The organism is Kitasatospora sp. NPDC057500 (assembly GCF_042802195.1).
Lineage (GTDB): Bacteria > Actinomycetota > Actinomycetes > Streptomycetales > Streptomycetaceae > Kitasatospora.
In genome coordinates this window covers 1-23133 of record NZ_JBHVER010000133.1, presented here as the reverse complement: position 1 = coordinate 23133, position 23133 = coordinate 1, and the positions used below count along the sequence as shown (strand labels likewise).

Annotated in this window: 17 protein-coding genes and 1 pseudogene; 14 read left to right on the top strand and 4 right to left on the bottom strand. The window is 74.9% G+C overall.

The features are described 5' to 3' along the window. Window positions 1-34: 34 nt before the first annotated feature. Complete coding sequence (locus ACFU74_RS25030) at window positions 35-2431, bottom strand: SulP family inorganic anion transporter (RefSeq protein WP_380760495.1); 2397 nt, start codon at window positions 2429-2431, stop codon at window positions 35-37. Between the two features lie 437 nt (window positions 2432-2868). Continuing rightward, entirely contained in the window at window positions 2869-3897 is a 1029-nt protein-coding gene (locus ACFU74_RS25025; protein ID WP_380760492.1) for an ATP-binding protein, read from the bottom strand. 218 nt (window positions 3898-4115) lie between these two features. On the opposite strand from ACFU74_RS25025, the gene ACFU74_RS25020 reads away from it, so the two are divergent. Further along, complete coding sequence (locus ACFU74_RS25020; RefSeq protein ID WP_380760490.1) at window positions 4116-5036, top strand: oxidoreductase; 921 nt, start codon at window positions 4116-4118, stop codon at window positions 5034-5036. 355 nt (window positions 5037-5391) lie between these two features. On the opposite strand, the gene ACFU74_RS25015 is transcribed toward ACFU74_RS25020, so the two are convergent. Further along, entirely contained in the window at window positions 5392-6372 is a 981-nt protein-coding gene (locus ACFU74_RS25015) for an HAD-IB family hydrolase (protein ID WP_380760487.1), read from the bottom strand. A gap of 672 nt (window positions 6373-7044) precedes the next feature. Here ACFU74_RS25015 and ssd point away from each other — a divergent pair. The 7 genes and pseudogenes from ssd to ACFU74_RS24980 form a co-directional block, all read left to right on the top strand. Continuing rightward, on the top strand, window positions 7045-8151 hold the full coding sequence (ssd, locus tag ACFU74_RS25010) for a septum site-determining protein Ssd (protein ID WP_380760484.1): 1107 nt from the start codon (window positions 7045-7047) through the stop codon (window positions 8149-8151). Further along, window positions 8151-9494, top strand: a complete 1344-nt coding sequence (locus ACFU74_RS25005) for a TadA family conjugal transfer-associated ATPase (protein WP_380760482.1) — start codon at window positions 8151-8153, stop codon at window positions 9492-9494. Before ssd ends, ACFU74_RS25005 begins: the two co-directional genes overlap by 1 nt. Window positions 9495-9659: 165 nt before the next feature. Beyond that, entirely contained in the window at window positions 9660-10709 is a 1050-nt protein-coding gene (locus ACFU74_RS25000; protein ID WP_380760480.1) for a type II secretion system F family protein, read from the top strand. Next, a complete protein-coding gene (locus ACFU74_RS24995; protein ID WP_380760478.1) occupies window positions 10709-11503 on the top strand; it encodes a type II secretion system F family protein in 795 nt (264 codons plus the stop codon). Before ACFU74_RS25000 ends, ACFU74_RS24995 begins: the two co-directional genes overlap by 1 nt. A gap of 37 nt (window positions 11504-11540) precedes the next feature. Continuing rightward, entirely contained in the window at window positions 11541-11783 is a 243-nt protein-coding gene (locus ACFU74_RS24990; protein ID WP_380760476.1) for a DUF4244 domain-containing protein, read from the top strand. Continuing rightward, window positions 11773-12198, top strand: coding sequence for a TadE family type IV pilus minor pilin (locus ACFU74_RS24985; RefSeq protein WP_380760474.1), 426 nt, complete (start codon window positions 11773-11775; stop codon window positions 12196-12198). Before ACFU74_RS24990 ends, ACFU74_RS24985 begins: the two co-directional genes overlap by 11 nt. Window positions 12199-12278: 80 nt before the next feature. Next, window positions 12279-12461: pseudogene (locus ACFU74_RS24980) on the top strand (pilus assembly protein TadG-related protein); the annotation flags it as partial. A 347-nt stretch (window positions 12462-12808) separates the two neighbouring features. Here the strand turns inward: ACFU74_RS24980 and ACFU74_RS24975 are convergent. After that, a complete protein-coding gene (locus ACFU74_RS24975; RefSeq protein ID WP_380760471.1) occupies window positions 12809-15388 on the bottom strand; it encodes a DEAD/DEAH box helicase in 2580 nt (859 codons plus the stop codon). A 222-nt stretch (window positions 15389-15610) separates the two neighbouring features. On the opposite strand from ACFU74_RS24975, the gene bldG reads away from it, so the two are divergent. From bldG to topA, 6 genes are all read left to right on the top strand, one after another. Next, on the top strand, window positions 15611-15952 hold the full coding sequence (gene bldG / locus ACFU74_RS24970; RefSeq protein WP_344342978.1) for an anti-sigma factor antagonist BldG: 342 nt from the start codon (window positions 15611-15613) through the stop codon (window positions 15950-15952). A 180-nt stretch (window positions 15953-16132) separates the two neighbouring features. After that, entirely contained in the window at window positions 16133-16552 is a 420-nt protein-coding gene (locus ACFU74_RS24965) for an ATP-binding protein (RefSeq protein WP_380760469.1), read from the top strand. Window positions 16553-16671: 119 nt separating this feature from the next. After that, complete coding sequence (locus ACFU74_RS24960; RefSeq protein WP_380760467.1) at window positions 16672-17391, top strand: small secreted protein; 720 nt, start codon at window positions 16672-16674, stop codon at window positions 17389-17391. A gap of 183 nt (window positions 17392-17574) precedes the next feature. After that, window positions 17575-19107, top strand: a complete 1533-nt coding sequence (locus ACFU74_RS24955; RefSeq protein WP_380760464.1) for a methyltransferase — start codon at window positions 17575-17577, stop codon at window positions 19105-19107. A 170-nt stretch (window positions 19108-19277) separates the two neighbouring features. Next, window positions 19278-19781, top strand: coding sequence for a DUF3592 domain-containing protein (locus tag ACFU74_RS24950; protein WP_380760461.1), 504 nt, complete (start codon window positions 19278-19280; stop codon window positions 19779-19781). A 431-nt stretch (window positions 19782-20212) separates the two neighbouring features. Beyond that, window positions 20213-23098 carry a type I DNA topoisomerase gene (topA, locus tag ACFU74_RS24945; RefSeq protein WP_380760459.1) on the top strand — a complete coding sequence of 962 codons (2886 nt, stop codon included), beginning with the start codon at window positions 20213-20215 and terminating at the stop codon, window positions 23096-23098. Window positions 23099-23133: the final 35 nt, after the last annotated feature.

Here is a 23133-nt window from a genome sequence, read left to right as displayed (position 1 = left end):
TCCTTGGCCCGCCGGGCGGACGCGGGCCCGCCGCTCAGGCGGCCAGACCGGGACCTCCTGCGCCCCGGGCCGGATCCGCGACGGCGGTACCGGTGGCCGGAACCTGTTCGAATTCATCCGTGCGTCCGGGCGTGTCGCGTTCCTGCCGCGGTCCGGCCGCCTCGACGGGGCCGAACCGGCCGCTCTCCCGGTCGAGGACATAGGCCTGCGCGGTGGCGAAGTCGAAGTACATGCCGACCAGCCGCAGGGTGCCCTCGGCCACCCGTCGCTCCACCGCGGGGTTGGCCATCAGCTGGTCCAGCTGCTGGACCACGTTGGTGATGCAGAGCTGCTCGCTCAGATCGACCGCCGGGCGGTCGGCGAACTCCGCCGGGGCCCTGCGCAGCCGGTCCAGCGACCCTCGGCCGTTGCGCAGCCAGCGGGCCAGCGGAGTGGGCCGGCCGGGCTGCTCGTGCACACCGTCCAGCAGGGCCTTCATCGCCCCGCAGCCCGAATGCCCGCAGACCGTGATCGACCGCACCTCCAGTACCTCGACCGCGTACTGCACCGCCGCCGCCACCGAGTCGTCGGCCGCGCCCGGTTCGTGCGGCGCCGGCACCAGGTTGCCGACGTTGCGCACGGTGAAGAGGTCACCCGGCCCGCTGTTGGTGATCATGCTGGTGACCAGCCGGGAGTCGGCACAGGTCAGGAAGAGCTGCGAGGGCGTCTGGCCCTCCCGGGCGAGCCGGGCCAGCTCGGGCCGCACCAGCGGGGCGGTGTGCAGCTGGAACACCCGGACCCCGTCCAGCAGCCGGCCGTGCGGGTCCTCCTGCTGCTCGATGCAGCGGTGGCCGACCCAGGGCGTCCAGGCACGGCAGCGGTGCGGGCCGGGGGAGCTGCCGGCACGGACGGTGCCGTCCGGGTCGAGCACCTCGTCGTCCTGGCGGCGGGTCACCATCGACACCTGCCCGCCGCCCGCCTGGTGGCCGCTGCGCCAGCTGTGCACCGTCTCGTAGGCGGCGTGGTCCAGGAAAGAGCCGTCATGGACGACGGTGACCTCGGTGCCGGCCGGGATTCCGGCCAGCGCCCGGCTGAGCCGGGGCACCGCGGTGAAGGTGAGCGGGCCGTGCGTCTCCACGGTGAACGAGCCGTCGGGGCCGGCCAGGACATCCACATGCGCACGGGTCAGCCGGTAGAGCGCGAGCAGTACGGCCGTCGCCGCGCCCAGCGCCACCCCCGGCAGGACACCGAGCAGTACCACGGTGACCACGGTGGTCAGGTAGACCGGGAACTCGCGGTGCCGGTGCACCTTGCGGATGTGCGCGAAGCTCACCATCTGCAGGCCGACGACCAGCACCAGCGCGGCGAGCGCGGCGAGCGGGATCCGGCGCAGACCGCCGCTCAGGGCCAGTGCGGCCGCCAGCACCCACACCCCGTGCAGGACCGAGGACCGGCGGCTGCGCGCCCCGGCTCGGACGTTGGCCGTGCTGCGTACCGCGCCGCCGGCGACCGGCAGCCCGCCGACCAGTCCGCTGACCATGTTGGCGAGGCCCTGGGCGCGCAGTTCGCGGTCGAGGTCCCCGGTCCGGCGCGACATCCGGTCGACCGCGACGGCGGAGAGCAGCGACTCGACGCTCGCCACGGCGGTGACGGTCAGCACGGCGGCCAGGAGGGCGAGCGGCGGGCCGTGCGGCAGCTCGGGGGCGAGGCCGTGCGGCTGCCAGGCGGGCAGTTCGACCCGGGCGAGCCGCAGGTCCAACGCGACGGCGAGCGCGGTGGCGGCGGCGACGGCGGCGAGCGGGCCGGGCACCTTGGCCAGCCGGGTGCCGAACTCCCCGTACCGGCCGGGGAGCCGGCCCAGCCGGGGCCAGCCGAGCAGTACCGCGACGGTGACCGCGCCGACGGTGAGGGCGGCGGGGTGAGGGGTCGCCAACTGGGCGGGCAGGGCGAGCAGGTTGGCGAGTGCCGAGCTCTGCGGCGAGCCGCCGAGGACGACGTGCAGCTGCGCGATGGCGATGGCGAGGCCGACACCGGCCAGCATGCCGTGGACGATGGCGGGCGAGACCGCCAGCGCGGTGCGGGCCACCCGGCGTACCCCGAGGAGGAGTTGGAGCAGGCCGGCGGCGAGGGTGACGGCGCAGGTGGTCTGCCAGCCGTACTGGGTGATGAGCCCGGCGGTGATCACGGTGAGCGCGGCGGAGGGGCCACTGACCTGTAGCGGGGTGCCGCCGAACAGGCCGACCACGATGCCGCCGACGGCCGCCGCGGCGAGGCCGGCGGTGAGCGGGGCACCGGTGGCCAGGGCGATGCCGAGGGAGAACGGCACGGCGATCAGGAACACCACGAGGGAGGCCGAGAGGTCCCTCGCCCAGGAGGCGCGGGGACGTCGGCCCGGTGGGGCGTGGTCGGTGGTGTCGGAGGCGATGGGGGCGCTGGAGATGTCGGGGGTCATGGTCTTCCCGTCTGTCCGGGGAACGAACGCAGTCAGGTCCGGCGGTGAGTCCGGCGCGGGCTCGGTGAAGCGGATCGGCTGTCGTGGGTCGCGACGGTGTGGCGGGATGGCGCGGTCGGGCCGGGAGGGCGGGTGTCACCGGCCGGGCCTTGGTCCATCGGGCCGCCCGGCGGCCGCTCGGCGGGGCACTGGGAGGAGCCAGGCCCCACGGCAAGGGGCGCCGGGGCGGTAGCGGAACATCAAGACTCGGTAAACCGAGGGTAATGAGAGCTTTGCACAGCGTCATCCGGAGCTCCAGTGAATAACGGCCTGATTCACTCCATTGGGTGGTGGTCGAACGGATGGGAATCTGCTGGTGGCGGACCTGCCGGAACGCGCGCGGGCCGCGGCCCCCGTGCGGGGACCGCGGCCCGTGGGTGGTGCGGCGGGGCTCCGGCTCAGACGGCCGCGCCGGCGGCGGTGGGCTCACCGGCCGGGACGGCGCCGCCGACCGGGACGGCGGTGTCGGCGCCGAGCACGTAGTCCGGGTCGACCTGGGCGGCGAGGTCGGTGCCGACCTTGGCGTTGGCCCAGCTCTCGGCGTTGCGCAGGTGGAAGAGGACGGCCTGCTCGGTGTACCGGCGCGGGTCCCGCAGCTCGTACGCGGCGTCGGCGGCCGCGCGCAGCTCGCTCAGCACGGCGCGGTTGGCGGGTTCGAGGGCGCGCAGCGGCGGCCGGGCGCCCTGCTCCAGTCGGCGCACCCAGTCGGACTGCCCGAAGGAGGCCAGCAGGTCCTCGCCGACCTCCCGGCGGAGGAAGTCCAGGTCGCCGGGGCCCTGCACCTTGTTGCCGACCACCCGGATCCGCACCCCGAAGTCGCGCGCGTAGTCCCGGTACTGGCGGTACACCGAGACGCCCTTGCGGGTGGGCTCGGCGATCAGGAAGGTGAGGTCGAAGCGGGTGAACAGCCCCGAGGCGAAGGAGTCGGATCCGGCGGTCATGTCGGTCACCACGTACTCCTCCCGGCCGTCGACCAGGTGGTTGAGCAGCAACTCGACCGCGCCGACCTTGGAGTGGTAGCAGGCGACGCCGAGGTCCTCCTCGGCGAACGCGCCGGTCGCCAGCAGTCGCACCGAGCCCTCGTCGAGTGCGACCGGGCGGGCGCAGGCCGTGTAGACCGGGTTCTCCTCGACGATCCGCAGCAGCCGCGAGCCCCGGCCCGGCGGGGTGGTTTTGATCATCTCCTCGGCCGAGCGGATCAGCGGGTTGCTGCCGCGCAGGTACTCCTTGATCTCGGGCAGCCGGGCCCCGAGCGCGGGCAGCGCGGCGGCCTGGTCGTCCGTCAGTCCGAGCGCCGGGCCCAGGTGCTGGTTGATGTCGGCGTCGACGGCGAGGACCGGTCGGCCCGCGGCGGCCAGGTGGCGGATGAACAGCGCGGACAGCGTGGTCTTTCCGCTGCCGCCCTTGCCGACGAAGGCGATCTTCATCTTGGGACTCCGGCTCTCGCTCCTGGGCCCGCCGCGGTCGCGGCTGCGCGCGCGGAGAGGCCGACGATCTTCCGAGGTGGAAATCGTTATCGTCTTCGACGGCGGTCATGCTATCGGGGGTTTCGGGTCACCGGCAGGAGGGAAGTGACGATTGCCTCTAAAGGGTGACGCGAGGTTGCTGTTCCGGTGGGGGCGCCCGGGTCATTACTCTCGGGTAGGTGAGCACTGGAACAGATCCCCTCGCCCCGCTGGCCCAGCTTCCCGGAGTGCCGGACGCGGTGGCCGAGGTGCGCAAGGCCGTCGACCGCCTCTACGGCCACCGGGTGATGCGCCGCCGGGCGGCCGAGGTCACCTCCGAGTCCGCCCTGCGCGGCGCCCGCGCCTCGGCGGCGCTGGCCGGGGCCGACTGGCCGCTGGAGGAGGTCCGGCGGCGCAGCGACTTCGGCGCTGACCCCGAGACCCGCGGCATGGGCGCCGCGCTTCGGATCGCGGCCGAGGCGGGCCAGCTGCTGAGCGTCTGGCGGCACTCGCCGCTCCAGGTGCTGGCCCGGCTGCACCTGCTGGCCGTCGGGGACGCCGATCCCGCGGCGGGCCGCCCGCGGCAGGGCGGCGAGCCGGTCGACGACCTGTTCCCGTTGGAGCTGAAGCCGGTGGAGGGAGTCGCGGCGGACCACGGCCCGGCGGCCGAGCCGGCCGGCTCGGTGGCGGACGGGCCGGTGCCCGCGCTGCCCGCGGCGCCCGGTCCGGAGGAGGTCGCCGCCCGGCTGGACCAGCTCTCCCGGCTGCTGGTGGCCCGCGCGGAGGGCCAGGGCGTCGGGACGCCCGCCCTGGTGGTCGCCTCGGTGGTGCACGGCGAGCTGCTGGCGCTGCGGCCGTTCGGCGCGCACAACGGTCTGATCGCCCGGGCCGCCCAGCGGATCGTGCTGATCGCCGAGGGGCTCGACCCGAAGTCGGTCTGCCCGGCCGAGGTCGGCCTGGTCGAGCTGGGGACGGACGCCTACCGGCGGGCACTGGCCGGCTATCTGGCGGGGACGCCGGAGGGCCTGGCGGCCTGGATCGGCCACTGCGGCCGGGCGCTGCGGCTCGGGGTGCGGGAGAGCACGGCGGTCTGCGAGGCCATGCAGCGCGGCATGGTCTGAGTGTCCGGGCCGTCCGGCTGATCGACCGACCGACGACGAGATGCGGCGGCACCTGATCCTGCCAGGTGCCGCCGCTGGCACAGATGCCGGGTGACCATGCATGCACCGGAAGTGCCGATCAGACGGGGATCCTGCCCGTTCGTCTGGTCCGGCGGCCCGACAGCGGGTCGGCTGCATGTGGGTGCTCGGTCATCTGCACGACGGTCCGTGGGGCCTGAACTGCGTTGTCGGTTTGACCTCTTCGGTCCTGACCGGGTCTCGCGGGCCGTGCTTCATTTGTATCGCGTTTCGGGCGAAAGGGGAACCCGAAAAGCGGCGTCTTCGGCTTTTGACCGTTTTGTCCAAAGCCGTGCGGTCAGGCCGCCGGGCGGCGGCGCCGGGCCGCGTACCAGATGATCCCGGCCGTCAGCGCGGCCGTGCCGACCGCCACCGCCGTCAGTACCGGGCGGCTCGGCGCCGAGAATTCCGGGAGCCGGCGCCGGAGTTCCACCGGCTTGTCGAAGACCAGCACCGGCCACTCGCGGGCCACCGCCTCCTTGCGCAGCGCCCGGTCCGGGTTGACCGCCGAGGGGTGGCCGACCGCCTCCAGCAGCGGCAGGTCCGTCGACGAGTCGCTGTAGGCGTAGCACTCGGCCAGGTCGTAGCCCTCGACCTCGGCCAACTCCCGGATCGCGGCAGCCTTGTTCTCGGCGTAGGCGTAGTACTCGATCTCGCCGGTGTAGCAGCCGTCCTCGATCTTCAGCCTGGTCGCGATGACGTGGTCCGCGCCGAGCAGCGCGCCGATCGGTTCGACCACCTCGGAGCCGGAACTGCTGACGATGACCACGTCGCGCCCGGCCGCGTGGTGCTGCTCGATGAGCGAGGCGGCCTCGTCGTAGATGATCGGGTCGATCAGGTTGTGCAGGGTCTCGGCGACGATCTCGCGGACCTGCTGCACGTTCCAGCCCCGGGTCAGCGCGGAGAGGTACTCCCGCATCTTCTCCATCTGGTCGTGGTCCGCGCCGCCCACCAGGAAGACGAACTGGGCGTACGCACTTCGCAGGACGGCCCGACGGTTGATCAGGCCGCCTTGGTAGAACGGACGGCTGAACGCGAGGGCGCTCGACTTGGCGATGATCGTCTTGTCGAGGTCGAAGAAGGCGGCGGTGCGGGGCCCCGCGGTGCGCGGCCGAACGGCCGGCGAACGGGTTCCGGGCGGGCCGGAGGCGGCCGCTCCGGGCCGTGCGGCGGTCACGGCCGTCCCCTCGGGCCCGGGTGTCCCGTCGGTTCCGGCGGCTGCGGCGGTGGAGTCCGGGGACTCGTCGGCGTGCTCGTCGGCGTTCTCGGTGGTGTCCACGGGAACCGAGGATAGAGGGCGCCGCAAAACAGCCCGCCATTCGGCGTACTCGTGGGCGTGCGGGTTTGTGTTTCTGGCCGCTCGGGTACACCATGGAAGTCACGGATCGTTCGCGACCGTGCTAACCCGGTCCGGCTCCTCCCCCCCGAGTCGGGCCGTGGATAGACGACCCCCGCTCTCCCCCCCGGCGGGGGTCGTCGCACGTCCAGGGCCATTTTCAGGGCTTGAACGGCCGACCGTGAGGATCCGGCGGCCGAGCTGGGCGACGTCTACAGGGGGTGTCGACAGCCGGGGGCGGGCCCGTCATTTCGTCACTCTCCGTAGAGCATCCATAGGACATTGCTCATGGTCGGCTCCGGCCCCGCCGCTTCGGGAATGGGGCCCGGACCTGCTCCGGGGAGGCCGGGGCCGATGCCGCGCTATCCGGTCGCGCCGGTATGGCGGTTCATCTCCGTGAGGCCGTTTCGTCAATTCTTTGTCCAATAGCCCCCCGTGCGGGTGAACGTTTTCGTCCACAGCCCCCGAGTTGTCCACAGGGATTCGGAAGCCGGCAGCCGGAATCCGGATCACCGTCCACCGTGATGTCCGGCAGCGCTTGCCGGCCCGTACCGAGGGCCCGGCGAACGCGGCTGCGCCGGACCGACCGGACACCAGGACGACAGGGGAGCCGCCATGACGAAGCCCATCACCGACCACGCCACCACCGGCGGGCCGCTCGTCCTCACCGGGGACGACGACCTGGCCGAGCAGCTGCTGCGGATCTGCGCGGCGGCCGGCACCGATCCGCGGCTGATCCGGGGCGCCCCGCCGCCGCGGGAGCTCTGGGAGGGCGCGTCGCTGGTCCTGGTCGGCGACGACCGGGCCGCCCAGTGCGCCGGGCTGCCCCGCAGACCCGGGGTGGTGCTGCTCGGGCTGGACCTCGACGACGCGGGCGTCTGGGTCAGGGCCGTCCAACTCGGCGCGGAGCACGTGCTGTTCCTGCCCGACGCGGAGGCCTGGCTGCTCGACCGGGTCGCCGACGCCGCCGAGGGGGTCGGTGCCCCGGCGCGCACCGTCGCCGTGCTCGGCGGGCGGGGCGGCGCCGGCGCCTCCACCCTGGCCTGCGCGCTCGCCGTCACCGCCGCGCGCCGGGGCCTGCGCACCGTGCTCGTCGACGGCGACCCGCTCGGCGGCGGGCTCGACATCCTGCTCGGCGGCGAGACCACCGCCGGCCTGCGCTGGCCGGACCTCGCCGGTTCCCGGGGCCGGGTGAGCGGCGCCGAACTCGCCCGGGCACTGCCCGCGCTCAAGCGGCTCGGCACCCTGTCCTGCCTGTCCTGGGACCGTAGCGACACCCTCGCGGTGCCGCCCGAGGCCATGCGCAGCGTCCTGGCCGCCGCCCGCCGCCGGGGCGGCCTCGTGGTGGTCGACGTGCCCCGGCGGCTCGATCCGGCGGCCGGACAGGCGCTGGAGCAGTCCGACACGGCGCTGTTGGTGGTGCCGGCCGAACTGCGTGCGGTCGCCGCCGCCGACCGGGTGGCCGCCTCGGTCCGGATGCGGCTCGACGACGTGCGGGCGGTGGTGCGGACCCCGGGGCCCCTCGGGCTCCCCGCCCACCGGGTCGCCCGGGGGCTGCGGATGCAGCTCGCCGGGGTGCTGGAGCGGGAGCCCGGCCTGGCCGTCGACCTCGAACAGGGCGTACCGCCGGGCATCCGGGACGGCGGGCCGCTCGCCCGCTTCTGCGGGGCGTTCCTCGACGAGGTGCTGCCGGTGCCGGCGGTCGAGGGAGGCGTCGCCTGATGGTGCGTCTGCGGAAGGCCGTCGGCGGTCCGCGGGCCGGCCACGGAGGTCCGGTGCCGCGCGAGCGGAGGCTGCTGCGGAGCGTCCCGGCCCCCGGGGGCTCCCCGGAGGCCGTCGCCCGGCCCGAACCGAACCCCTACGGCCGGACGGCGCGGGAGGCGCGCAACGCCGCACTTGTCGACGCCGTCCGGCTGCGGCTGGCCGAGTCCGGGGCGCCGCCGACCGTCGGCTCGGTGGCGACCGCCCTGCGCGCCGCCAGACCGCCGCTCGGCGGCGACGACGCCCTCGACACGGTGCGCTCGCTCTGCGCCGAACTGGTGGGCGCGGGCCCGCTGGACCGGCTGCTGGCGGCGCCCGACGTCACGGACGTCCTGGTCAACGGACCGGACGAGGTCTGGTGCGACCGGGGCGGTGGTCTGCACCGGGTCACCGGAGTCCGCTTCGCCGACCCGGAGGCGGTGCGCAGGCTGGCCCACCGCCTCGCCACGGCGGCCGGGCGGCGGCTGGACGACGCGCGGCCCTGGGTGGACGCCCGGCTGCCGGACGGCACCCGGCTGCACGCCGTCCTGCCGCCGATCGCCGCCGGCTGCACCCACATCTCGCTGCGGGTGTGCCGCCCGAGGCCGTTCAGCCTCGACGAGCTGGTGGCCGACGGGGCGCTCCCGCCGCGCGGCGGCGAACTGCTCGCCGCCGTCGTGCGGGCCCGGCTCTCGCTGCTGGTCAGCGGGGGCACCGGTACGGGGAAGACCACGCTGCTCGCGGCGTTGCTCGGCCTGGTCGGTCCGGAGGAGCGGATCGTCGTCGCCGAGGACTCCGCCGAGCTGTGCCCCGACCACCCGCACGTGGTGCGGCTCCAGGCCCGCCCGCCCAACCAGGAGGGGCTGGGCGAGCTCACCCTGCGGGACCTGGTCCGTCAGGCGCTGCGGATGCGGCCCGACCGGCTGGTGATCGGGGAGGTGCGCGGGCCCGAGGTGGCCGACCTGCTCGCCGCCCTCAACACAGGCCACGAGGGCGGCACCGGGACGGTTCACGCCAACACGGCGGCGGACGTGCCGGTCCGGCTGGAGGCGCTCGGCTCGCTGGCCGGACTGGACCGCCCGGCCCTGCACAGCCAACTCCGCGCCGCCCTCGACCTGGTGGTGCACCTGGTGCGGGACCAGGGCACCGGACGCCGCCGGGTCGCCGAGATCCACACCCTGGACGGCGACCGGCACGGGCTCGCCGTCACCACCCCGGCGGTGGCGTTCACGGCGGACGGTGCCACGGTTCCCGGCCCCGGCTGGGCGCGCCTGGCCGGCCTGCTCGCCGCCCGGGGAGCGGCCGTCGGGGAGTGCGGGTCATGACGGCCGGGTGGGCGGAGGTGGCGTTCGCGCTGCTGATGGGCGGCTGTGCGGCGGGTGCCCTGCTGCTGCTCGGGCCGGGCGGTGGGCCGAGCAGGCCCTCGGGTTCCCGGGGTGGTCTGCGAAGTGGCGTTGGTGACGGTGGAGATGGCGAGGGAGGCGGTGGCCGTGACGGGTGACGAGGCGGCGCTGTGGTGGGCGCTGGTGCTGTGCGGGGCCGCGGTGGCGGCGTGGTGCGGGCTGCAGCGGCAGGTGGCGGGAGTTCGCCGGGTCGGTGCGGTGCTGGCGGGTGATGGTGATGGCGGTGCCGACGACGGTGGTGGCGGCGTTCGTCTCGGTGGTGCGGTGGCCGCGGTCGCCCGGTGGTCGGGCGGGCTCTGGCGGCCCGTCCGGGGTGCTCCCGAGCTCCTGCTCCTGCCCGGCGGGTTGGTGGCCGGGTGGGCGACGGGATCGCCCGTTCCGGTGCTGGCGGCCGTTCCGGCCGTCCTGCCGGTGCGACGGTGGCGGCTGCGGCGCGCGACTGCCGTCGAGGCGCGGCACCGGGCGGACGCCGTGGTGGAGCTCTGCGCCGGGCTGGCGGGTGAGTTGCGCGGCGGGGCGACGCCCGAGCAGGCGCTGAACCTGGTGACCACGCGGATCGCCGCCGACCCGGTGGCGCTGCGCCGGCTCGGCGGTGAGCCGGTCGCCCGGCTCGGCGCCGGCCGGTACGGAGCGGACGTGCCCGCCGCGTTCCGGCTGATCGCCGAACTGCCGGGCGGGAGCGGAGCGGCGGCGGTCGCCGCCTGCTGGGAGGTCTCCTCCATTGGTGGGTCGGGTCTGGCGGCCGGGTTGGACGGGGTGGCCGAAGCCCTGCGCGTCGAGCGGGCCCTGGCGGAGGAGATCGGCGCCGAGCTGGCGGCGCCGCGCACCACCATCGCGGTACTGGCGGCCCTGCCGCTCGCCGGACTGCTGCTGGGCGCGGCCCTCGGGGCCAGGCCGCTGGAGGTGCTGCTCCACACGCCCGCCGGGCTGGCCGCCCTCGTGGCGGGCGCGGGCTTGGAGGCGCTGGGCCTGGTGTGGACCGGCCGCATCGTCCGGGCGGCCTCCGAGGACGCCCTGGGCTCCGCCCCAGGGCGGCAGGCCGGGCCGCCCCCGGAGGAGTGGAGGTGCGGGATCAGCCGGATCCGCGCCCGGACCGGGCGGCCGAGTGACGCTTTCCGCCGGGAGGTGGGGTGCTGATGACGTGGCTGACGGCGTCGGCGGGCCTGGGGGTGCTGCTGGTCGGGGCGGTCGGCGGTCCGGTCCGGCACGGTCGGCGGGCGCGGCGACGCGCCGAGGCGCTCCTGGGCACGGGTGACCGGGTCCGGCGGTGGCGGGCCGATCGGCGGCCGGCGGCGCGGGGGAGTCCCGTTCTTCCCGGGTGGGTCCGGCGGGCGGCGACGGCGGTGGCGGCCGGGCTCGGGGCGGCGGCCTTCCTCGGCGGACCGGGAGGCCTGTTGGTGGGCGGGCTGCTGGCGGTCGGGCTGCACCGGTGGATGCCTCGGGCGAGGTCCCCGGCGGAGCGGCGAGCCGCGCTGGAGGAGGAGCGGCTGGTGCGGCAGCTGCCGTTCACCGCCGAGCTGTTGGCGGCCTGCCTCGGATCGGCGGCCTCGCCGGCGGCGGCCGTAGCAGCGGTCGGCGCGAGCGTGGACGCCCCCATGGGTCCGCGGCTGCTGTCGACCGCGGCCGAACTCGCCCTGGGCTCACCGCCGGAGGTCTGCTGGCGTCGGCTCGGCGAGGAGCATCCGCCGTTGGCGCCGCTGGCCGGGTGCCTGGTCCGGACGAGCCTGAGCGGAGCCCCGGCGGCGGCAGCGCTCTCCGGGCTCGCGAGCGGCCGGCGGGCGGAGGCCGTCCGGGTGGCGCACACCCGGGTCCGCCGGGCCGGGGTGCTCGCGACGGCGCCGCTCGGGCTGTGCTTCCTCCCGGCGTTCGTCCTGGTCGGTGTCGCCCCGGTGGTCATGGGGCTCACCAGCCGTTTTTCGCACGCGATGTGACACAACACCAAATCGAACCGATGCGAGGAGGGAAACCATGAACGTGGTGATCAAGTCCGCGGTCGTTGCCGCTTCCGGGGCGACGCGCCGGCTCCGGCCCGTGCTCCGGCGGAGGATCCGGACCCGGGGCGGCTCGGACGCGGGGATGACGACGGCCGAGTACGCGGTCGGCACGCTCGGCGCGTGCGCCCTGGGGGCCGCGCTGTACAAGGTGGCGACCAGCACGGCCGTGTTCGAGGCGCTGGCCGGCGCCCTGGACCGGGCGCTCCATGTGGCCTGACCGACCGCTGCGGTGGCCGTGGCACCGGCGGCGGCAGCGGCGGCGGCGCGGCGACGGCGGGTTCGTCACCGCCGAGACGGCCGTCGTGCTGCCGGCGCTGGTGCTGCTGGGAGTGCTGCTGGTCTGGGCCGTGCTCGCGGCGGCCGCCCAGCTCCGCTGCGTCGACGCGGCGCGGGTGGGCGCCAGGGCGGCCGCGCGCGGGGAGGCCGATGCCGCCGGAGTGGCGCGGGCCGCCGCGCCGGCCGGGGCGCAGGTCATGGTCGATCTGGCGCCGGAGACCGTCCGGGTCACCGTGGATGCGCCCTACGGGGCACCGGGCCGGTTCGCGGGGGTGCTCGCGGTGCGGCTGAGCGCCACGGCCGTCGCGGCCCGGGAGGACACCCTGCGGGGAGCGGAGGGAGGTGCAGGCCTGTGAACGGGCGGAGGGCACCGACGCGGCCGGTGCCGCGTCGGGCCGACACGGGGTCGGCGACGGTGTGGCTGCTGGCTTGCGCGATGCTCGGCTGCCTGGTGTGCACCGCCGCGCTCTCGGTGGGCGCGGTGGTCGCCGCCAGACACCGGGCGGAATCCGCCGCGGACCTGGCAGCGCTCGCGGCGGCCGACCGGCTGCTGCTGGACGCGGACGGCGGCTGCGGCCGGGCCGAGGACGTGGCGGCCGTGCAGAAGGCCGTCGTGGTCGCGTGCGCGGTGGACCGGGCGGAGGACGCCGTCGAGGTGGTCGCCCAGGTGCCCGTCGCCGGGCTGCCGCTGCGCCTTCCGGTCGGGGGGGGGCCGGGGCGGGGCCGGGGCGGCGGGGGGCCGGGGGCGGGGGGGCCCGCGGGCGCGGGCGCCCGGCGGGGGGGGGGGGGCGGCCCCCGCGGCCCCCCCCGGCCCGGGCGCGGGCCCGGGCCGGACCGGTCAGGGCTCCGGTGGCACCGACGGACGAGGACGCGCGAGCGGCGCTGGGCGAAGCCGACCCGACCGGGCAACCGGCGCCGGGCGAGCGGCCGGCGCCGGGCGGACAGGCCGAGCAGGCCGGGGGCGGCTCATGAAGCTCCCGGCGTGCCCCCGTCGGTGGGCCCCTCCGCCCACTGCTCAGCCTCCCCATCCGGCTCCTGCTCCGGCTCCTGCTCCGGGTCCTCCTCGGCCTCCCGCTCCACCGTTCGGGCCGCCGCCTCGGCGCCGTCGGCGGCCTCGGCCGCTGCCTGGGCCGCCTCCACCGGATCGGTGGTGTGCGTCGGCGCGCCCTGCCTGCCCGCCCCGGAGGGGCCGGACGGTCCGGTTGCTCCGTCCGGGCCGGTCCCGGCGGCGGCCGGGGGAGCGCCGGCGAGCAGCACGTCCAGCAGCCGGACGGCCGCCGCCTTGTCCAGCGGGTCGTTGCCGTTGCCGCACTTGGGCGACTGCACGCAGGACGGGCAGCCGCGCTCGCACTCGCAGGCGGCGATCGCCTCCCGGGTGGCGGTCAGCCACTGCACGGCCCGCCGGAAGCCGCGTTCGGCGAAGCCCGCCCCGCCGGGGTGGCCGTCGTAGACGAACACGGTGGGCAGCCCGGTGTCGGGGTGCAGCGGCACCGAGACGCCGCCGATGTCCCAGCGGTCGCAGGTGGCGAAGAGCGGCAGCAGGCCGATGGAGGCGTGCTCGGCGGCGTGGGCGGCGCCGGGCAGTTGGTCGGGCGGGATGTCCGCGTCGAGCAACTGGTCCTCGGTGACCGACCACCACACGGCCCGGGTGCGCAGCGTCCGGGGCGGCAGATCGAGCTTGCTCTCGCCCATGATCTCGCCGGTGGAGATCCGCTTGCGGAGGTAGCCGACCACCTGGTTGACCACCTCCACCGAACCGAAGCTGAGTCGGCCCTCGCCCCAGTCGACGGTGGTGTCGGTGGTGAGCACGGAGACGGAGGTGATGTCCCTGGCGGCGGTCGTGTAGGGCGGGTCGGCGGGTTCGACCAGGGCGACCGAGCCCTCCACGTCGAAGTCCTGGACCAGGTAGGTGCGGCCCCGGTGGAGGTGGACGGCCCCGGTGTGCACGGTGGTGTGGGCGGCGGAGGCGTCCACGGTGCCGAGCAGCCGGCCGGTCGGCGCCTCGACGATCTGCACCGGGCTGCCGCCGCTGCCCCGCAGGTCGACGGCGTCGGCGGCCCGCTCGCGGCGGGTCCAGTACCAGGCGTCGCCGCGCCGGCGGAGCAGTCCGCGCCGCTCCAGCACCGGCAGCAGCGGTGCGGCCGAGGGGCCGAACAGCTCCAGGTCCTGGTCGGTGAGCGGCAGTTCGGCGGCCGCCGCGCACAGGTGCGGGGCGAGGACGTGCGGGTTGTCCGGGTCGAGCACGGTGGCTTCGACCGGGGTGGCGAACAGCGCCTCCGGGTGGTGCACCAGGTAGGTGTCCAGCGGGTCGTCCCGGGCGATCAGGACGGCGAGCGCGCCCTGGGCCTCGCGTCCGGCCCGACCGGCCTGCTGCCAGAGCGAGGCCCGGGTGCCCGGGTAGCCGGCCATGAGGACGGCGTCCAGGCCGGAGATGTCGACGCCGAGTTCGAGAGCGGAGGTGGAGGCGAGGCCGAGCAGCCGGCCGGATTGCAGTTCGCGTTCCAGGGCCCGGCGCTCATCGGCGAGGTAGCCGCCGCGGTAGGCGGCGACCCGGTCGGCGAGCGGGCGGGGGAGCTGGTCCTGGGTCTGCAGGGCGACCAGTTCGGCGGCCCGCCGGGAGCGGACGAAGACGACGGTGCGGGTCTCCCGTTCGACCAGGTCGGTCAGCAGGTGGGCGGCCTCGGAGGTGGCGGTCCGGCGGACGGGCGCGCCGTGCTCGCCGACGTTCTCGGTGAGCGGGGGCTCCCAGAGCCCGAAGACCATCGGGCCGCGCGGGGAGGCGTCCTCGGTGACCGCCTCGGCCGGCAGGCCGGTGAGGCGGAGCGCGGTGGCCGCCGGGTCGGCGGTGGTGGCGGAGGCGAGCAGGAAGACGGGTGAGGAGCCGTAGCGGGCGCAGATCCGCCGCAGCCGGCGCAGCACCTGGGCCACGTGCGAGCCGAAGACGCCGCGGTAGCCGTGGCACTCGTCGACCACGACGTAGCGCAGGGTCTTGAGGAAGGAGGACCAGCGGGCGTGCGCGGGCAGGATGCCGCGGTGCAGCATGTCCGGATTGGTGAGCACGTAGGAGGCGTACTGGCGGACCCACTCGCGTTCCTCGGGCGGGGTGTCGCCGTCGTAGAGGGCGGCCCGGACGCGGGGCGGGGCGAGTTCCGCGGCCCGGCGGCGCTGGTCGGCGGCGAGCGCCTTGGTCGGGGCGAGGTAGAGCGCGGTGGCGCCCCGGCCGTTTCGGGCCTCGGTGCCGTCCAGCAGGTCGGAGAGCACCGGGCCCAGGTAACCGAGGGACTTGCCCGAGGCGGTCCCTGTGGCGATCACCACAGATTGACCGGATTTGGCCAGGTTCATCGCCTCCGCCTGGTGGGCCCACGGCTGCCGGACGCCCATGGCCTGGGCGGATGCCGCGATCTCGGGCCGGATCCATGCGGGCCAGGGCGCATAACGGGCGGGCCGGGCGGGAAGGTGCTCCGTATGGGTGAGCCGGTCCGACCGCCCTCGGGTGGTGGACAGGGTCGTGAGCAGTGCCTCGGGCAGGCTGTGACGCGGCGGCATGAGGACCCAGTGTGTCACCGGCGTGACGGAGAATCGTCCTAAGCCATCGTGCGGGCATGGTCGCAGGTGGTTGAATGTGGCCGTGACGGCCGTACGGCCGGGGGTTGCAGCGCTGAGGCTTGCCACGCACTGGCTGGGTGTGCCCGGAGCTCGCGACCATGCGGTGGCGGCCGTCCGGCCGAGGATCGCAATGACGTAGCAAGGCAAGGTGCTGGAGGTTCCGTGGACCTGTCCCTGTCGACCCGTACAGTCGGCGATCGCACGGTCGTCGAGGTTGGCGGCGAGATCGATGTGTACACCGCCCCGAAGCTGCGCGAGCAGCTGGTCGAGCTCGTCAACGACGGTAGCTACCACCTCGTCGTCGACATGGAGGGCGTGGACTTCCTGGACTCCACCGGCCTCGGCGTGCTGGTGGGCGGTCTGAAGCGGGTGCGCGCCCACGAGGGCTCGCTGCGCCTGGTGTGCAACCAGGAGCGCATTCTGAAGATCTTCCGGATCACCGGCCTGACCAAGGTCTTCCCGATCCACAACTCGGTGGACGACGCGGTCCAGGCGACCGACTGATCCGTAGGACCGACTGACCCGGCCGGGCCGGCCCTCTGGTGGCCGGTCCGCCCGATCCCTATTGCGTCCGGGGGAGCCGGGGCCATGTGCCCCGGCCCGTCCGGCCGTCCCGAGGCCGGTCGCCGCCGGCCCGCGGGGGCCGTGAGCCCGGCCCCGGTCGGAGACCCCGAGGGGGAAGAGATGGCAACCGTCGAACTTCGATTCAGCGCGCTTCCCGAGCACGTGCGGACGGCCCGGCTGGTAGCCGCGGCAGTCGCCAGACGAGCGGGGGTCGACGAGTCGGTGCTCGACGAGGTGCGCCTCGCCGTGGGCGAGGCGTGCTCCCGCGCGGTCGGTCTGCACCGGCGCGGGGACGTCAAGGGCGCGGTGCGGGTCGCACTCATCGACCAGAAGAAGCGTTTCCTCATCGAGGTCGAGGACGAGGCCGGCCTCGACACCGTCCCGAGCGCCGGTACGGCGGACGGCGCCGAGCCGGACGAGGACGCCCTCGGCCTCGCGGTGCTCACCGGGCTGGTCGAGGACCTGGAGGTCACCGCCGGTGCCGGCGGGGGACTGATCCGGATGAGCTGGCCCGCCTCGGTGGATGCGCTCGCGCTCTGAGCGGCGCCGCGCGCCCGGAGCGGCGAGCGGGCGGGAGCGGGCCCGGGGAGGAACCGGGCGTCGAACGGCGGACGTGTAGGTTCGCAGTTCGACGACCGAAACCGAAAGGGCTTCTCCCGGTGAACAAGCGACTGCTGGCCGTACCCGTGCTCGGGGCGCTGCTCGCGTTCGGCGCCGTCGGCTGCGGCGACGACAACAGCAAGCAGCTGGAGTCCTGGGCGGCGAACGTGTGCGGCGCGGCCAAGGACCCGATCGCCCAGGCGCAGACCGCGTTGGCGGACACCGCGCAGGTGAAGTCCGGCGAAGTCCCGGCCGACCTCCAGAAGCGCCTCTCGGCGGACATCGGTCGGTTGGCCAAGACCAACCAGGACATCGCCGCGGCCATCGACGGGGCCGGCGCCCCCAAGGTGGACGACGGCGCGACCCTGCAGAAGGACACCGTCGCCGAGCTCAACAAGGCGGCCGACGGCTACCTCGACATCCAGAAGAAGCTGGACGCGCTCGCCGTCGACGACCAGTCGAAGTTCGCCGACGGGCTGCGCAGCGTGGGCGACCAGATCCGCCAGCTGTCCGCGCTCTCCACGCAGGCGCAGGGCAAGCTCCAGCGCGGCGAGCTGGGCGCGGCGATGGCCAAGCAGGAGGGCTGCAAGCCGGGTTCGGCCGCCGCCGCTCCGACGGCCGGCCCGACCGACGGCGCGACGGCCACGCCGACGGACGCGGCCACCGGCGGGCCCACCGACACGGCCACGGCGTCCGCCACGGACGTCGCGAGCCCGGCGGCGGGCGACCCCGCAGCCCAGGCGCCGACCACGCCGGCCCCCGCCCCCACGGCGAGCTGACCGGACGCACTCCCGACTCGGCACGCCCCGCACGACCCCGCACCCCGCACGACCCCGTACCCCACATTCCGCACGACCCCGCACCCCCTCGGCCACGGCCGAGGGGGTCCTCGGCGTGGCGGAGAGGGCAGGGGGACGGCGGAACGGGCGGGCGCGGCGGGCCGCGCGGGGGACAATGGCGGGGTGATCAGTAGCCCCGCTCTCGACCCGACCCGCCTCGCCAAACTGCGCGAGGCGCTGCTCGCCGCCTCGTACACCGCCGACGGCTGCCTGAACCTGCTCGGGCCCACCGGGTACGCGGCGCTGGCGCGCAGCGAGGCGGTGCCCGCGCTGCGCGCGACCCGCGGCGGCAGCCCGCTGGAGACGCTGGTGCGGCTCTTCCTGCTGCAGCAGCCCGTGCCGTACAAGGCGGCCGCCGCCGCGCTGCCGGTGGAGGACTGCCTGGCCGACGGCTGGCTGCGCCCGGACGGCGAGCTGGTGCGCGCCACCGTGGACATCCGCCCGTACGCCAACGAGGTCGCCGGGCTGCCGGGTTCGGACGCCTGGGTGGTCTCCGACCTGGGCTGCGCGGTCGGCGGCGCGGGCGGGATCGGCTCCGGCGAGACCGCGCACGGCGTGGCCCGCGCGGACCTGGTGCTCGGGGTGGGCGGGGCGTCCACCACGCTGGCCAACATCACGGTGCGCCGGCCGGTCGGCTCGGTGCTGGACCTCGGTTCCGGCTCCGGCGTGCAGGCGCTGCACGCCGCCCGGCACGCCCAGCGGGTGACCGCCACCGACCTCAACGCGCGGGCACTGCGCTTCACCGAGCTGACCCTGGCGCTGTCCGGCTTCGACAACACGGAGACCGCCGCCGGCAGCCTCTTCGAACCGGTGGGGGAGCGGCGGTTCGACCTGATCGTCTCCAACCCGCCGTTCGTGATCTCGCCGGCCGGCCGGTTCACCTACCGGGACGGCGGGATGGCCGGGGACGACCTCTGCCGCGGCCTGGTCCGCTCGGCCGCCGCCCACCTGGAGCCGGGCGGCTACTGCCAGCTGCTGGCCAACTGGCAGCACGTCAGGGGCGAGGACTGGCACGACCGTCTCTTCGGCTGGGTGGCCGGCACCGGGCTGGACGCCTGGGTCGTCCAGCGCGAGGTGCAGGACGTCGCCCAGTACGCGGAGCTCTGGCTGCGCGACGGCGGCGACCACCGCGGCCCCGGCGGAGACTACCGGGCCCGGTACGGGGAGTGGCTGGACGCCTTCGAGGCCGGCCGGGTCGAGGGCATCGGCTTCGGCTGGATCACCCTGCGGGCGAGCGGCGCCGAGCGGCCGACCGTCCGGGTGGAGGAGTGGCCGCACCCGGTGGAGCAGCCGCTCGGCCCGCACATCGAGGAGTGGTTCGACCGGCAGGACTTCCTGCGCACGCACGACGACGCGGGCCTGCTGGCGGCGCGGTACGTGCTGGCCGACGAGGTCGTCCAGGAGCAGGTGGGCGCCCCGGGGGCGGAGGACCCGGAGCACGTGATCCTGCGTCACAACCGGGGGATGCGCCGGGCCACCAAGGTGGACACGGTGGGCGCCGGCTTCGTCGGGGTCTGCGACGGGACGCTGTCGGCGGGCGAGATCGTCGACGCGATCGCCCAGCTGCTGGGCGAGGACCGGGTGGTGCTGCGGGACCGCGTGCCGGAGTCGCTGCGGCTGCTGACCGAGCAGGGGTTCATCCGGCCGGTGGCCTGAAGACGCCGATGGTCCGACGCCGGCACCCCGACCGTCGGCGGTCCGGGAGCCGCCGGTTCACTTCACGGCTTCCCCCGGTTCGTCGGCCGTTCGCCGGATATCCGCCCCTCGTTGGTCCCGGCCTGTGAGGCTCTGTCCACAGGCTGTGGACAGGGCTGGGGGCGGCTGGGGTGGAAACGACGACGGCGACGGTGGGGGGCGCGATATTCGCCCTCCTCGGCGGCGCACTCCTGCTCTGGTGCGCCGCCGAAGTGCGCCTGCGCCACCGAGTGCGCCGTCGAGGACGGCCGGCCGTCGCGACGGTGGTCGCCGAAGCCGACGCGCACGGTGAACTCGACAGTGCGCCCCTGCTCTCCTTCTCCACCCAGCCCGCGGCCGTCGGGACGAACAGGGGCGGGGCGCGCGGCATCGGTGCACACGGCACCGGGGGCCTGGCCGTCGAGGCGTGCGAGCTGGTGCTGACCCGTCCACGCGGCCACACCCCGCTGCGCCGCCCGTCCCGGCTCGTGCCGGGCACCTCCGTCCGGATCGCCTACGACCCCCGCCGCCCCGGCATCGCGGTGCTCGCACCGGAGGAGAGCGGCCCGCGGACCGTCGTCGCGGACCTGCTGTGGACGGCGCTCGGCCTCGGCTGCCTGGCCGCCGGCGCACTCCTGCTGCTCGTCGCCGGGTAGCCGGTCCAGTCGGTCCCCGCCCACCCCGCCCACCCCGTCCGGCTCCTGCACGCTCCCGTCCGGGCCTTCGTCCGGGCCCTCGTCCGGTCCGCGGCCGGGCCCGTGCGCTCCCGGAACAGGCGCGATCCGGGGGCGGATATTCCGTTGACAGATTTTGAAATCCGTCATTCCATCCTTCGAAACCCGCCGAAGCCCCCCTCCGCAGGGCGCGATCCGTCGCGCTCGGGTTACCGTTCGAGTGGCGTCGGTCGGCCTTGCCGGTGAAATTGCGGGATCCGTCCGTTTGACAAGGGTGGCCGGGGTACGGTCACACTCCGCTGGTGGGGTCGTCGTACAGCGGCAGCCCCGGGACGGTGGAGGGGTCGGGCGGAGCGCAGCCCGTGCTGCCAGCGCCGACCAGCTCACGTAACGACCGGGAGAGAAGAGCGAAGGTGTCCCCGAGCAGCGAGACCGCGCACGGACAGCGACTCGTCATTGTCGAGTCGCCGGCCAAGGCGAAGACGATCAAGGGCTACCTGGGCCCCGGCTACATCGTCGAGGCGAGCGTCGGGCACATTCGCGACCTCCCGAGCACGGCCGCCGAGGTCCCGGACAAGTACACCGGTGAGGTACGCCGTCTCGGTGTGGACGTGGACCACGACTTCGCTCCGATCTACGTGGTCAACGCGGACAAGAAGTCCCAGGTCAGCAAGTTGAAGTCGCTCCTCGCGGAGTCCGACGAGCTCTTCCTCGCCACCGATGAGGACCGCGAGGGCGAGGCCATCGCGTGGCACCTCCAGCAGGTGCTCAAGCCCAAGGTGCCGGTGCACCGCATGGTGTTCCACGAGATCACCAAGTCCGCCATCCAGGAGGCGGTGGCCAACCCGCGCGAGCTGAACCAGCGCCTGGTCGACGCCCAGGAGACCCGTCGCATCCTCGACCGCCTGTACGGCTTCGAGGTCTCGCCGGTGCTCTGGAAGAAGGTCATGCCGAAGCTGTCGGCGGGCCGCGTGCAGTCCGTCGCGACCCGGCTGGTCGTCGAGCGCGAGCGCGAGCGGATGGCGTTCCGCTCGGCCTCGTACTGGGACCTGGTCGGTACCTTCGGCACCGGCCGCACCCCGGCCGACGCGGCCAACCCGGAGAGCTTCGGCGCCCGGCTGATCGCCGTCGACGGCAAGCGGATCGCCAGCGGCCGCGACTTCGGCCAGGACGGCCGGCTCAAGGCGGGCAGCGCCAACACCCTGCACCTGGACGAGCAGGCCGCCCGCGCGCTGGCCGCCGCCCTGGAGCAGACCGCGTTCTCGGTGCGCGGCGTCGAGTCCAAGCCGTACCGCCGCTCGCCGTACGCGCCGTTCCGCACCACCACGCTCCAGCAGGAGGCCAGCCGCAAGCTGGGCTTCGGCGCCAAGCGGACCATGCAGGTGGCCCAGAAGCTGTACGAGAACGGCTTCATCACCTATATGCGCACCGACTCCACCACGCTGTCGGACACCGCCGTCAGCGCCGCCCGCGCGCAGGTGACCCAGCTGTACGGCGCCGACTACCTGCCGGACGCGCCGCGTACCTACGCCTCCAAGGTGAAGAACGCGCAGGAGGCGCACGAGGCGGTCCGCCCGTCCGGCGACCGCTTCCGCACCCCCGCCGAGACCGGCCTGAGCGGCGACGACTTCAAGCTCTACGAGCTGATCTGGATGCGCACCGTCGCCTCCCAGATGAAGGACGCGGTCGGCCAGTCGGTCACCGTCAAGGTGGGCGGCCGGGCCGCCGACGGCCGGGACGTCGAGTTCTCCGCCTCCGGCAAGATCATCACCTTCCACGGCTTCCTCAAGGCCTACGTCGAGGGCGCCGACGACCCGAACGCCGAACTGGACGACCGCGAGCGCCGGCTGCCGCAGGTCGCCCAGGGCGACCCGCTGGCCGCCGAGCAGATCACCCCCGAGGGCCACGCCACCAAGCCGCCGGCCCGCTACACCGAGGCCTCGCTGGTCAAGGAGCTGGAGGACCGGGAGATCGGCCGCCCCTCCACCTACGCCTCGATCATCGACACCATCATCGGCCGCCGCTACGTCTTCAAGAAGGGGACGGCGCTGGTGCCGTCCTTCCTCTCCTTCGCCGTGGTCAACCTGCTGGAGAAGCACTTCGGCCGACTGGTCGACTACGACTTCACCGCGAAGATGGAGGACGACCTCGACCGGATCGCGGCCGGTGAGGCGCAGTCCGTGCCGTGGCTGAAGCGCTTCTACTTCGGCGAGGGCGGCGAGGGCGCGGCCGCGGGCGGCGCCGCCGAGGCCGGCAACGGCGACGGCGACCACCTGGGCGGCCTGAAGGAACTGGTCACCGACCTCGGCGCGATCGACGCCCGGGAGATCAGCTCGTTCCGGGTCAGCGACGACATCACCCTGCGGGTCGGCCGCTACGGCCCGTACGTGGAGCGCGCCTCCGAGGTGGAGGGCGAGCCCGGCCAGCGCGCCGACATCCCCGACGAGCTGCCGCCGGACGAGCTGACCGTCGAGCTGGCCGAGGAACTGCTGGCCCGTCCCAGCGGCGACTACGAGCTGGGGCCGGACCCGGTCAGCGGGAACATGCTGGTCGCCAAGGACGGCCGCTACGGCCCGTACGTCACCGAGATCCTGCCCGAGGGCACGCCCAAGACCGGCAAGAACGCCGTCAAGCCGCGGACCGCCTCGCTGTTCAAGACGATGGCGCTGGACACCGTCACGCTGGACGACGCGCTGAAGCTGCTCTCGCTGCCGCGCGTGGTCGGGGTCGACCCGGAGGGCGTGGAGATCACCGCGCAGAACGGCCGCTACGGCCCGTACCTCAAGCGCGGGACCGACTCCCGTTCGCTCACCGGCGAGGACCAGCTGTTCACGGTCACGCTGGAGGAGGCGCTGGCGATCTACGCCCAGCCCAAGCAGCGCGGCCGGGCCGCCGCCGCGCCGCCGCTCAAGGAGCTGGGCACCGACCCGGTCAGCGAGCGCCCGGTGGTGGTCAAGGACGGCCGGTTCGGGCCGTACGTGACCGACGGCGAGACCAACGCGACGCTCCGCAAGGACGACGCGGTCGAGACCATCACGCCCGAGCGCGGCTATGAGCTGCTCGCCGAGAAGCGGGCGCGCGGGCCGGTGAAGAAGACGGCGAAGAAGGCCCCGGCGAAGAAGGCGGCGGCCAAGAAGACTGCGACCAAGACCGCCGCCAAGAAGACCACCACGGCGGCCAAGACGGCGGCGAAGAAGACCACCACGGTGAAGAAGGCCGCCACCAAGACGGCGGCGGCCAAGAAGACCGCGGCGAGCAAGAGCGCCGCGGGCAAGAGCACCGCCACCGACGAGGGCTGACCCCCGGTCGGTCGCACCCGGGCCCGCGTCCGCCC

Coding starts and splice junctions, on each gene's coding strand:
- ACFU74_RS24985 (WP_380760474.1), top strand. CDS start 11,773: ATGTGGCCTGACCGACCGCTGCGGTGGCCGTGGCACCGGCGGCGGCAG.
- ACFU74_RS24995 (WP_380760478.1), top strand. CDS start 10,709: ATGACGTGGCTGACGGCGTCGGCGGGCCTGGGGGTGCTGCTGGTCGGG.
- ACFU74_RS25030 (WP_380760495.1), bottom strand. CDS start 2,431: ATGACCCCCGACATCTCCAGCGCCCCCATCGCCTCCGACACCACCGAC.
- ACFU74_RS24965 (WP_380760469.1), top strand. CDS start 16,133: ATGGCAACCGTCGAACTTCGATTCAGCGCGCTTCCCGAGCACGTGCGG.
- ssd (WP_380760484.1), top strand. CDS start 7,045: ATGACGAAGCCCATCACCGACCACGCCACCACCGGCGGGCCGCTCGTC.
- ACFU74_RS24975 (WP_380760471.1), bottom strand. CDS start 15,388: ATGCCGCCGCGTCACAGCCTGCCCGAGGCACTGCTCACGACCCTGTCC.
- ACFU74_RS25005 (WP_380760482.1), top strand. CDS start 8,151: ATGGTGCGTCTGCGGAAGGCCGTCGGCGGTCCGCGGGCCGGCCACGGA.
- ACFU74_RS24990 (WP_380760476.1), top strand. CDS start 11,541: ATGAACGTGGTGATCAAGTCCGCGGTCGTTGCCGCTTCCGGGGCGACG.
- ACFU74_RS25025 (WP_380760492.1), bottom strand. CDS start 3,897: ATGAAGATCGCCTTCGTCGGCAAGGGCGGCAGCGGAAAGACCACGCTG.